Source organism: Xylanibacter ruminicola (assembly GCF_900107775.1).
In the GTDB taxonomy this organism is placed as follows: Bacteria; Bacteroidota; Bacteroidia; order Bacteroidales; family Bacteroidaceae; genus Prevotella; species Prevotella ruminicola_C.
In genome coordinates this window covers 297,472-309,130 of the sequence record NZ_FNRF01000003.1, presented here as the reverse complement: position 1 = coordinate 309,130, position 11,659 = coordinate 297,472, and the positions used below count along the sequence as shown (strand labels likewise).

General features: G+C 39.3%; 11 protein-coding genes and 1 pseudogene. 10 read left to right on the top strand and 2 right to left on the bottom strand.

All coding sequences use genetic code 11. The features are described from left to right. Positions 1–5: 5 nt before the first annotated feature. Positions 6–809 (bottom strand): transposase, encoded by an 804-nt coding sequence (locus BLU97_RS08840; RefSeq protein WP_074761173.1) that lies wholly within the window; start codon positions 807–809, stop codon positions 6–8. A gap of 96 nt (positions 810–905) precedes the next feature. Then, positions 906–1,103, bottom strand: a pseudogene (locus BLU97_RS08835) (helix-turn-helix domain-containing protein); the annotation flags it as partial. 802 nt (positions 1,104–1,905) lie between these two features. On the opposite strand from BLU97_RS08835, the gene BLU97_RS08830 reads away from it, so the two are divergent. From BLU97_RS08830 to BLU97_RS08785, 10 genes are all read left to right on the top strand, one after another. Beyond that, a complete protein-coding gene (locus tag BLU97_RS08830) occupies positions 1,906–2,754 on the top strand; it encodes an ABC transporter permease (RefSeq protein WP_074761172.1) in 849 nt (282 codons plus the stop codon). Then, the gene (locus tag BLU97_RS08825) at positions 2,751–4,022 is read left to right on the top strand and encodes an ABC transporter ATP-binding protein (RefSeq protein WP_074761171.1); all 1,272 of its coding nucleotides are present in this window, start codon (positions 2,751–2,753) and stop codon (positions 4,020–4,022) included. Before BLU97_RS08830 ends, BLU97_RS08825 begins: the two co-directional genes overlap by 4 nt. A 44-nt stretch (positions 4,023–4,066) precedes the next feature. Next, entirely contained in the window at positions 4,067–4,768 is a 702-nt protein-coding gene (locus BLU97_RS08820; protein ID WP_074761170.1) for a hypothetical protein, read from the top strand. Next, on the top strand, positions 4,758–5,888 hold the full coding sequence (locus tag BLU97_RS08815) for a glycosyltransferase family 92 protein (protein WP_074761169.1): 1,131 nt from the start codon (positions 4,758–4,760) through the stop codon (positions 5,886–5,888). Before BLU97_RS08820 ends, BLU97_RS08815 begins: the two co-directional genes overlap by 11 nt. Before the next feature lie 27 nt (positions 5,889–5,915). Continuing rightward, positions 5,916–6,875 (top strand): glycosyltransferase family 92 protein, encoded by a 960-nt coding sequence (locus BLU97_RS08810; protein ID WP_081352940.1) that lies wholly within the window; start codon positions 5,916–5,918, stop codon positions 6,873–6,875. 195 nt (positions 6,876–7,070) lie between these two features. Beyond that, positions 7,071–7,871, top strand: a complete 801-nt coding sequence (locus tag BLU97_RS08805) for a glycosyltransferase family 92 protein (protein ID WP_175456349.1) — start codon at positions 7,071–7,073, stop codon at positions 7,869–7,871. After that, a complete protein-coding gene (locus BLU97_RS08800) occupies positions 7,868–8,791 on the top strand; it encodes a glycosyltransferase family 2 protein (RefSeq protein ID WP_074761166.1) in 924 nt (307 codons plus the stop codon). Before BLU97_RS08805 ends, BLU97_RS08800 begins: the two co-directional genes overlap by 4 nt. A gap of 10 nt (positions 8,792–8,801) precedes the next feature. After that, positions 8,802–9,683 carry a glycosyltransferase family 2 protein gene (locus BLU97_RS08795; protein WP_074761165.1) on the top strand — a complete coding sequence of 294 codons (882 nt, stop codon included), beginning with the start codon at positions 8,802–8,804 and terminating at the stop codon, positions 9,681–9,683. A 54-nt stretch (positions 9,684–9,737) separates the two neighbouring features. Further along, entirely contained in the window at positions 9,738–10,946 is a 1,209-nt protein-coding gene (locus tag BLU97_RS08790) for a CDP-glycerol glycerophosphotransferase family protein (RefSeq protein WP_175456348.1), read from the top strand. After that, positions 10,943–11,659, top strand: coding sequence for a 2-C-methyl-D-erythritol 4-phosphate cytidylyltransferase (locus BLU97_RS08785; RefSeq protein WP_074761163.1), 717 nt, complete (start codon positions 10,943–10,945; stop codon positions 11,657–11,659). The genes BLU97_RS08790 and BLU97_RS08785 overlap by 4 nt, the downstream gene beginning before the upstream one ends.

Genomic DNA, 11,659 nt, shown 5'->3' with positions numbered 1-11,659 from the left:
TCCATTTACATCCTCCCCCTCAACCTATTAATCACCCCGTACGTCACGCCAGTCAGTCTGGACAGCTGGCGCATTCCGGCGCCCCTCTCCAAACAACAGACGATTATTTCGTTACGCTTCTCCTTGTCCATTTCCTGCACCTTGACAGAGTCCGTAATGCCATAACTATCCAGCAGGTATTGACGTATTTCGCGGTCACCCACACTTATCTTTATGCCCTCATCAAGGTCAAGACATTGCACATCGTCATCAAGCGGCACCTCAACCAGTTCCTTCAGTTCGTCAAGACTCATCCGCTTCAGTATCGCATTGGTGGCACAAAGTCCCAATGCCGCAGGTATCTCACCCGTATATTCCTTCCAGCTACTCCAGTGATAATCATCTACTTTGCCCACCATCCCAGCCTTTGTGGGATTCTGATGGATGTACCTCAGCAACGTCACAAAGTAAGCCAGATCGTTCACCGGTTCGCTCTTAAAACGATCTTGGAACACGTGGCCAGAGCGAGAGTACTTCTGATTATAGTACATGGCATACATCACAGTCAGATGCTTGATGGTACTGCCAATATCCTCCTGATTCACGCGCAGCAACAAATGTACATGGTTCGACATCAGACAGTAGGCATAAAACGTGCAGAGAGGCGGCAGGCGATTGCCCTGGTCATCGTACTGTTCTTGCATCAGTTGCATGCATCTGAGCATACGCATATAGTCCTCCACATCCTCGAAGATATCCTGCCTGTTGATGCCCCGAAGCATCACGTGGTAGATACCCGACCCCGATTCCTTCCTCGCCTGTCGCGGCATATATCACTTAATGACTTTTATTCCTTACAGGATACTTTAATCCCTTAATTAAGAACGGATCAAAGAACCGTCCCCTGATTCCCGTGATTCCCGCACACTGATGGTTTCTGTCACGTGCTGAATATCCTCCAGCCCCTTAACGTTGCCATCATTGTCCACTCCAAAGAACAGCGAGCCACCCAAAGTATTGGCAAAAGCACTCACGCTCTTCAGCCAACTCTTCGGTTTTTTATCTTCCAGCATCTCCTTATAGTCGTATACCGTACATTCCGCAATCAATTCTTCTATAGTCATATCGTATTCTCTTTCATTTCGCCCTTACCCATCAGTTTCTGTTGGTGGCGCATCCAATTCCAGTTATTCCTCTCCTCCAAATAATACTTCGATGGCCTCCGATGGTTCTCCGCCATGAAGGCCAATATTTCATTAAGCGAGACCTCCGCGTAGCGCCTGAGCACAGAAAGGAGCGCAAGAAGGCTCGAATTCTCTCCACCAACAGTACCATGACCTACTTATTAATATTATAGCTTATGCGAACATTGGTTCGCATCATCCATAGTCATCTTACTTTAAGATGTCCACATCCGAGATCGGTTCATACTTCCCATTCTTCATTTCCAGAATCACCGTGCCTGATTCTAATGCCTGCACTGTGTGCCACTGGCCAGAGGGGATGTTGAGAAGGCGGTATCTATACCTCCGTCCACAACAATTTTCCGCGCTTTATTCATAAATAATTATGAATCAGCACCTTACACCAAAATTAACTTTTATTATATCAAGTACTCGGGTTTCTTTTAGTTTTTTAAATTCCCCTTTCCGTTGGCAAATATAGTAAAATAGTTTTTACCAACCAAATCAAAATGTAAAAACTTACAAAAAAAATTGAGCCACAGACATTTCAGCCTGCGGCTCAATTCCTTTTTCCGCGAAACAGGTACCTGTCCCCTGGCAGGGGGATAATGGAAGCAAACATCCGCAACCCACCAAAACTTTAATAAATTAACCATATTTAATGAGCGAGTGTGCAGAGTTTAACAAAATCTTCGTACCTTTGTCCCCGAAAAATGGCTTTTTGGTGAGCAGCAGAAATTATATGCAACAGCAAGTCTGGACAATGAAAATCCGACCCCATGAAAGATTGTGGCACATCGATCTGGGCGAAATCTGGCGTTATCGCGACCTGATAGAACTGTTCGTCAGGCGCAATATCGTCGTACAGTATAAGCAAACTATCCTTGGTCCGCTTTGGTATCTGATACAGCCCATTTTAACCGTCATCATGAATATGGTGGTGTTCGGAAATATTGCCAAGATGAGCACAGACGGTATGCCCCAAGCCCTGTTTTATATGGCAGGCAACATCTGTTGGTTCTATTTCTCCGACTGCCTGAACCAGTCATCGAGTACGTTCACTACCAATCAGAATATGTTCGGTAAGGTCTATTTTCCCCGTCTTGTTGTGCCCATCGCTGTGGTGATATCTAATCTGCTTCGATTCGCCATTCAGGCAGGTCTCTTTGTGGCACTCTATCTCTATTTCTTTGTTAACGGCGCTCCGATTGCCCCCAATTGGGCCATCCTGCTTACGCCAGTGTTTATCGTGATATTAGCAGGTCTTGGTCTCGGCTTAGGCATCCTGATATCCTCACTCACCACCAAGTATCGCGACTTTTCCATTCTCTTTACATTCATCGTCCATCTCTGGATGTACGCTACCCCCATTGTCTATCCCATTAGTATGGTGGAAGAAGGAACGCTTCGCACGCTGATTATGGCCAACCCGATGACCTCCATCATCGAGGCCTTCAAGTATGCTACCCTAGGACAGGGCTATTTTTCATGGCTTGCCTTAGGTTATAGCTTCCTGTTTATGAGTGTATTGTTGCTATTCAGCGTTGTTATATTTAATAAGGTACAACGTAATTTCATGGATACTGTATGAAAGCAATAGAGTTTAATCACGTAGGCAAGCAGTATCGCTTGGGAGTAGTCTCTACTGGCACGTTCAGTCACGATCTGAACCGTTGGTGGACCATGAATGTGCTGGGCAAGGAAGATCCTTATCTGAAGATTGGCGATACCAACGTGCGTTCCACGAAGGGCGAAAGCGATTTTGTATGGGCATTAAAGGATATCAATTTCAGTGTGGAGCAAGGCGATGTGGTGGGTATTATTGGCAAGAATGGCGCAGGAAAAAGCACTTTGCTGAAGCTACTTTCGCGAGTAACATCCCCTACAGTTGGCGAGATTAATGTTTGTGGGCGCATCGCCTCATTGCTTGAGGTTGGCACAGGTTTCCATCCTGAAATGACAGGTCGCGAGAATATCTATATGAATGGTGCCATCATGGGCATGACCAAGGCAGAAATCACCCGCAAACTCGACGAAATCATCGATTTCTCTGGTTGTGAACGCTATATCGATACGCCTGTAAAGCGCTATTCATCGGGTATGAAGGTACGCTTAGGTTTTGCTGTAGCCGCTCATATGGAGCCAGAAATTCTGGTTGTCGATGAGGTACTGGCTGTGGGCGATGCCGAATTCCAGAAGAAAGCCATCGGCAAGATGCAGGATGTATCGAAGGGAGAAGGAAGGACTGTTCTATTTGTGAGCCACAATATGGCTGCTGTTCGTAGCCTCTGTCATAAGGGTGTTGTGCTTCGCGATGGTATGACAGATTTCATCGGCACAGTCGATGATGCAGTCAACCACTATCTGGAATCATCTGCTGCTCAAGCAGAGGAACAGAAACTGATGACAGAATATATCCAAAAATGCAAGAGCTTCTTGAAAATTAGTGAAATCCAGATAAATAACACACCATATAACTTCACCTCACTTACTCAAGGTCAGGATGTACTTGATGTGCTGATTAAAGGTACCACTACAGAACCCATGAGATGTCAGGTAAAAATTGTTATTAGAAAAAAAGATAATACAGCCCTTGCTAGCTTTGCAGAAGGACGCTATAAAGCTCAACTCGTTACAATTGAGCCTGGAGAGTTCACAATCGAACGCCATGTTGCTCTACCTAGATATATGGCAGATGGTGACTACACGTTAGATCTTGTCCTTAATGATACTGGTGTTCAATGTTACATGATCGCATGGGGTTGTCAAAATCTTCATGTCGAAGGTTTTTATGATCAATATGCTCATAGTCTTAGGCTTGAAAAAGAAGGTTTCATTGGTCTAGAGTCTGCATATTAAGATTATTCGATTAGTGATTATTTATGAAAAGACAACATTGAAGTATGATATATTATGAACTATATGGCCTCCCAGGAGCTGGGAAGACAACAGTAGCGTCATCGCTTGTTGACAAACTAAAAGTGGATGGCTATAAGGTCGCGGAGCATAAAGAAGTTTATCATAGGCGGGGATTAAAATTAGGTAGTATTTCAGCCTATCTTGAAATGCTGTTCCATCCGTCAGAGTACAAACTCTTTTGGTTCTATCTGATGCTGTATCTAAAATGTGGACAGAAAAAACGAGTATATTTTGACGAATTGCTTTTCTATTCACATCAAATTTTAATGACAAACAAAGAAAGAAAATACGATATAATGTTCCTTGATGAAGGAATAATCCAATATCTATCTTCTTTATTCTATTTGGAAGATTGTCCAATTGACAACCAATTAGGCAAGATTGCAAATTTTTTATTAAAACAAAATATCACCCCTATATTTTGTTCTGTTGATATCTGTGAAAGTATGAAACGAATAAAAGATAGACCATATTCTCAGAAGGGGCGGTTCTCACATTCTGTAGGAACAGAGAAACTTGAAATGGCTTTAAAATTTAAAAATCATAATTTAAAAGTTATTGCTTCATTTTTTCCCGATCGTTACAAAATAAACATGACAGATAGTATACAACATAATGTTAGTTTGCTGCGGTCATATGTAAATCAAAAATTAATGGATAAGAAAGGTAAAAAAAATGAAAAATGAACATGCAGATTTTGTATTGTCTAAAGCAATTGGTGTTTTTTCAAATGATTTTAGCAAAAGTAATAGAGGGAAACAGCCGTTGTTTGAAGAATATCATAAGACAGGAGATATCAACATATTTAAGTATGGTTATTCTATGCCATGGGGGAAAAATGATATGATACATCTAAAAGGAATACTTAATACTTATTTGAGCTTTTTAAAGCCCATAATAGTGCGGATATATAATACGTGTTATATACCAATAAAAAGAAGTTATAATAGACGATGGACACAATACACTAGAACTGGAAAGATTGCCTTATGTTGTATTGCTAAGATGGAGAATGATTATATTAGATTCTTTGTTGAATATTATAAGAATCTACATTTTGATAAAATCTTCATCTATGACAACAATGATCCTGACGGTGAACGTTTTGAAGATGTAATAAATGATTATATTCAGAGTGGCTTTGTTAGTATTATAGATTTTAGAGGCAGGAAGGTTGCCCAGTTACCAGCATATCAGGATTGCTATGACAAATATAACAAAGAATATGATTGGATAGCCTTCTTCGATTGTGATGAGTTCCTGACATTTAATGATGATATAAATGATATTCATAAATTCCTTAGCAAATACAAATTCCTGCCATATCAGCTAATGCATATCAACTGGAAAACTTATGGTGATAACGATTTGTTAGATAATGACGGAAGAAATGTGATTGAAAGGTTTGTTGAGCCACTCCCCAATAATACAAAAATGTATTATTGTGATCGTCTTGAAAATACTCAAATTAAAAGTATAGTTCGTGGGGGACTGACGTATGTAAAATGGATCCAAACGCCACACACCCCTAAATGTATAGACTATCATTGCTGTAACCCATTAGGAGAGTCTGTTAATACTAATTCCCCTTTTCAAAACTATGATTTCAGTGTCGCCTATATTCGCCACTATTCAACGAAAACGATTGGTGAGTGGGTAAGGAACAAAATGAAACGTGGCATACCAGATCGTTCTGTTGAATCATGGAAAGAAACTCATAATTTGGAGTTATTCTTCAAATATAATCGAAGAACTGATGAGAAGCAATTATATGCTGAACGTATTTTAAAAGACGAGTTAGAATGAATTAGATTAAGAAAAATGTAATCATCAATGGTTATGATATATCTAAAAAAAATACTTAATACTTATTTGAGCTTTCTAAAGCCTATAGCAGTGAGGATATATAAAGTGAGGATATATAATACGTATTATATACCAATAAAAAGAAGTTATAATAGACGATGGACACAGTACACTAGAACAGGGAAGATTGCATTATGTTGTATTGCTAAGATGGAGAATGACTATATTAGATTCTTTGTTGAATATTATAAGAATCTCCATTTTGATAAAATCTTCATCTATGATAATAATGACATAGCCGGAGAAAAATTTGAAGATGTTATAAATGATTATATTCAGAGTGGCTTTGTAGAGATTGTTGATTTTAGAGGCAGGGAGCTGGTTCAACTGTCTGCTTATCAAAATTGTTATGATAAGCACAATAAGGAGTATGATTGGATTGCTTTTTTTGATATTGATGAGTTTTTGACTTTCTCTGACGAGAATGATGATATTCACAGATTCCTTAATAAAAAGAAGTTCTTGCCTTACCAGTTAATGCATATCAACTGGAGAGTCTATGGTGATAACGACCTGTTGGATAATGATGGAAGAAATGTGGTTGAAAGATTTGTCGAACCACTTCCTGATGAAGATCCAGAAAATAGTCATATAAAGACTCTTATACGTGGCGGACTATCATATATTAAATGGGAGAATCCTCATACACCGTTTAGTGATAGCTATCATTGCTGTAACCCTTTAGGAGAGCCTGTTAATACTAATTCCCCTTTTCAAAACTATGATTTCAGTGTCGCCTTTATTCGTCACTATTCAACGAAAACGATTGGTGAGTGGGTAAGGAACAAAATGAAGCGTGGCTTAGGAAATCATTCCGTAGCCGCATCGAAAGAAATCCTTAATTTGGAATTCTTCTTTAGATATAATCGAAGAACTGATGAGAAGCAATTATATGCTGAACGTATTTTAAAAGACGAGTTAGAATGAATTAGATTAAGAAAAATGGCATTATCAATGTTTATGAAATATCTAAAAAAAATACTTAATACCTATTTGAGCTTTCTGAAGCCCATAATAGTGTGGATGATTAAAACGTGTTGCACACCTATAATAGGTTTTTATAATAGACGATGGACACAGTACACTAAAACTGGGAAGATTGCCTTATGCTGTATTGCCAAAATGGAGAATGATTATATTAGATTCTTTGTTGAATATTATAAGAATCTACATTTTGATAAAATCTTCATCTATGATAACAATAACATTGACGGAGAAAAATTTGAAGATGTGATAAATGATTATATTCAGAGTGCCTTTGTAGAGATTGTTGATTTTAGAGGCAGGGAGTGTGTTCAAATGCCTGCTTATCAAGATTGTTATAATAAGCACAATAAGGAGTATGACTGGATAGCTTTTTTTGATATTGATGAGTTCTTGACTATCGCTGATGGGAATGATGATATTCACAGATTCCTTAATAAAAAGGAGTTCTTGCCTTACCAGTTACTCCACATCAACTGGAAAATCTATGGTGATAACGACTTGTTGGATAATGACGGAAGAAATGTGATTGAAAGGTTTGTTGAGCCGCTCCCTTATAATACAAGAATGTATTCAAACAATCTTCCTGAAAATAATCATATTAAAAGTATAGTCCGTGGGGGGCTATCGTATGTGAGATGGAACAACACGCCACACACGCCCTCATGTATAGGCTATCATTGCTGTAATCCTTTGGGGGAATCTGTCGATGCCAAATCCTTCGTTCAGGATTATGATTTCAGTGTCGCCTATATTCGCCACTATTCAACGAAAACGATTGGAGAGTGGGTAAAGAACAAAATGAAACGTGGTATACCTGATCGTTCAGTCGAGTCATGGAAAGAAATTCTTAATTTGGATTTTTTCTTTAGATATAATCGAAGAACTGATGAGAAGCAATTATATGCAGAACATATTTTAAAAGACGAGTTAAAATGAATAATCCATTAGTATCTGTTATAATACCCAATTATAACCATGCGCAATTTCTGGATGAGCGCATTCAAACAGTGCTCAACCAGACTTACCAGAATTTTGAACTGATCATTTTGGATGATAAGTCAATCGATAACAGTTTGGAAGTTATCAATAAGTACAAGGATGATCCGCATGTCTCTAAAATTGTAGTTAATGAGGAGAATAGTGGCTCTACCTTCAAACAATGGCACAAGGGCTTTGAACTAGCGAAAGGGGATATTGTCTGGATTGCCGAGAGCGATGATTCTTGTGACACAAAGTTACTGGAGGTCTTAGTTCAGGGGTATTTGGATAGCAATGCTGTATTAGCATTTTGCAAGTCATGTAAATACGATGTCGATGGAAATAGATGTTGCTATTTTCCTCACGACAAACTGGTCAAAAGTTTCTCCATGACTGGCCATGATTTTATAAAAGAACATATGATTCATGGAAATATCGTGGCCAATGCCAGTTCTGCTATTTTCAATCGTCAAGCCGCCCTTTCTGTCGATAGGAAATATATGTCTATGCGAGGAGAGGGAGACTGGTTGTTTTGGATAGAGCTCATGCAATTGGGAAATGTATTTTTCTGTAAGGAAGAATTGAATTATTACAGATTATTTCCATTGAATACAACAAAGTCGCTTAAATATAGAGGTATATCTCAAACGGAACATAAGATAGTATTTGACTATCTTGTAAATAATGGCTATATTGAGCACTCCAATATTTGGAAAGAGAGGGTGGTATACCTAAGTTTTTGTATTCATGAAATATATGAGTCAAGAGCGATAAAAAGGAAAGTCCTGAATGCATGGGACAAGTATAGACTAGGAAGATTGTTTATCTGCGCCAAGAATTTTGCAAAATTCCTACTCTCTGTCTGGGATCTGTTCTAAACCTATAAATATGATTTCAATTGCCCTTGCAACATATAATGGAGAGGAGTTCCTTCGTGAACAATTGGACTCAGTTCTGAATCAAACCTTTCAGGACTTTGAAATAATTGTCTGCGATGACTGTTCCACGGATCATACTTTGGCAATTTTGGAAGAGTACAAGAAACGGGATGCACGCATTACGGTTTATCAGAATGATTACAATTTAGGATATATCAAGAATTTCGAAAAAGCAATCAGGTATTGCAAAGGAGAGTATATTGCCTTATGCGATCAAGATGACCGATGGGTGCCTGAACATCTATCTATATTGTTAAACATAATCGGGGATAAACCTATAGCATGCGGTAATGCTCGTTTTATTGATAAATATGGAAACAGCCTTCATTCGAATTTAATAGATCGTGATAATTTGGTTATACCCTTAAAGTCCGAAATAGATCTGCTTTATCGGCTTTTCTTTTACCGTAATACATTTCAAGGAGCCTCGATGCTTATTAATAGGAAGTTTATAGAAGTTGCTTTGCCTATACCAGAAGTCGCAAAGTACCATGATTTGTGGCTTTCCATTTTGAGTTGTATGTATGGCGGTCTTGCTTTTACCTCAGAAATCGTAAATGAGTATAGGCAACATGGAAATAATTACTCGAATTCAAGCGAAAAAGGTACCAACCGATATAAGCATTTCTGTTATACCCTACTCATAAATGTATATTCAGATTATCGTATGGATATTATTAATGAATTACTCTCTGGTAGATTTGTTTTTGCTGATAAATATGTAGAACAAATCAGGATATTTAAAGAAAAACTGATTAATGCTCGATCATTATATGGGAGAATCATGAATATTCCTTTCTTGATTACCCATTTCAAGGAGATTTATTGTTAGTTTGCTATGGTGAATCAAAACATATGGAGATGGATTAGGCCAGTCCTGAGGCCTGTGTTAGCGGTAGGGGTAATGCTGCTCTTCTACCTGCTACGCGTGTTTCCAATAAAAAATAATAAGGTGATAGTTTGTGTGTCAGCAGGCCGCCGTTATGATGATAACCAGAAGTACATCATAGAAGAATTCCATAAGCTTTGCCCTGATGCAGACATCGTTTGGGCGAAGGATCCGAAATATGAATATGAGGTGCCTGAGTGGATGAGAACTGTGAGATGGTATAGTCTGAGATGGATATATGAACATGCAACAGCTAAGATATGGACTAATAATTGTAGTGTACCAGACTATTTTGTGAAGCGCAAAGGACAGATGTATATCGAAACCTGGCATGGCGGACTGGGCATAAAAAAGATGGCAAGAGATTGTGATGGCCAAGTAGGAGATACTTTTGATAAAACGTTGTTTCTGAAAAATGCCTCGGATATGGCGGATGTTTATATTTCGAATTCCGACCATCTCTCCAAGATTTATCGCAGAGCTTTCAGATATCATGGCCCTATATGGAAATGTGGCTACCCCAAAAACGATATGTTGGTGAATGGGAATCCCGAGGATGGCGCAAGGGCTCGAAAGGAGTTAGGCATCCCTGAGAACCACAAAATACTGCTTTATGCACCCACATGGCGAGAGCGATTTACGCTGGAACAGAGAATAGATATGCAGGTATATAATCTCGACCTGCAGCGATTGAAAAAATTGCTCACGGATAAGTTTGGAGGCGAGTGGACAATGCTCATCAGATTCCATCCCAATTTAAGACTCTATTCGAAAGGTTATCAGGAGACGCATCCTGAGGTGAAGGATGTGACTGATTATCAGGATATGCAGCGGCTGCTAATGGCGACAGACGTAATGGTGAGCGACTATTCGAGCTGTATCTTCGACGCAGCCTTGAGGCGGATTCCCTGCTTTACGTTTGCCACTGATTTTGAGAAGTATAAGTATGAAGAGCGTGGCGTGTATTACGAGATGAAAGAACTGCCATTCCCATACGCCAAGGATAATGATGAGATGGAACAGAACGTGAAGGCTTTCGATATGGACGATTATCTGAAAAAGTGGGATGCCTTCACAATAAGAATGGGGCTGAATGAAACTGGCCATTCGGCAAAGGACATCGCACAGAAGATGGCTGATTTTCTACATGGTAAAAAAGTAACATGGCAAAATGATTATCCAGTAACAATACCTAAGGAGATATGAATATAGCAGTAATATTTGCAGGAGGGCACGGGAATAGACTACACACCCAGAGTCGCCCCAAGCAGTTTTTTGAGTTTCGAGGTAAACCCATCGTGGTTTATACCATCGAGGTGTTTCAGCATATCCAGGAAGTTGATGCTATCGTGGTAGCTTGCCTGGATGACTGGATTCCTTATCTTCGTAGTCAGGTAGAGAAATATGAATTGACTAAAGTTATAGATATCGTACCTGGTGGCGAGAAAGGGCAAGACTCTATCTATAATGGACTGGTATGCGCAAAACAACATTTTTCTGACGATTCAATAGTACTGATACATGATGGTGTGCGACCGTTACCGATGGAGAAAACTGTTATTGAATGTATAGAAACGACCAAGAAGAAAGGAAACTGCGTGGTTTGTGTACCAGCAACAGAAACAGTAGCCATTAAAAATACTGATGGTTCTCTGGAGGTACCAAATCGCGACAACGTTCTGATGGTCAGGGCACCACAATGTTTTATCTTGAAAGATGTACTAGAAGCCCATCAGAAAGCATTAGCTGAGGGAAGGCACGACTTCATAGATACCAGTTCGATGATGAACCATTATGGTTATGAGCTACATACTGTTACAGGAACGGCTGAGAATATCAAGATTACTACACCTGCCGACTACTTTATGTTCAAGGCCATCATAGAAGCAAGAGAAGAAAGTGCCGTATTTGGTTTTTAA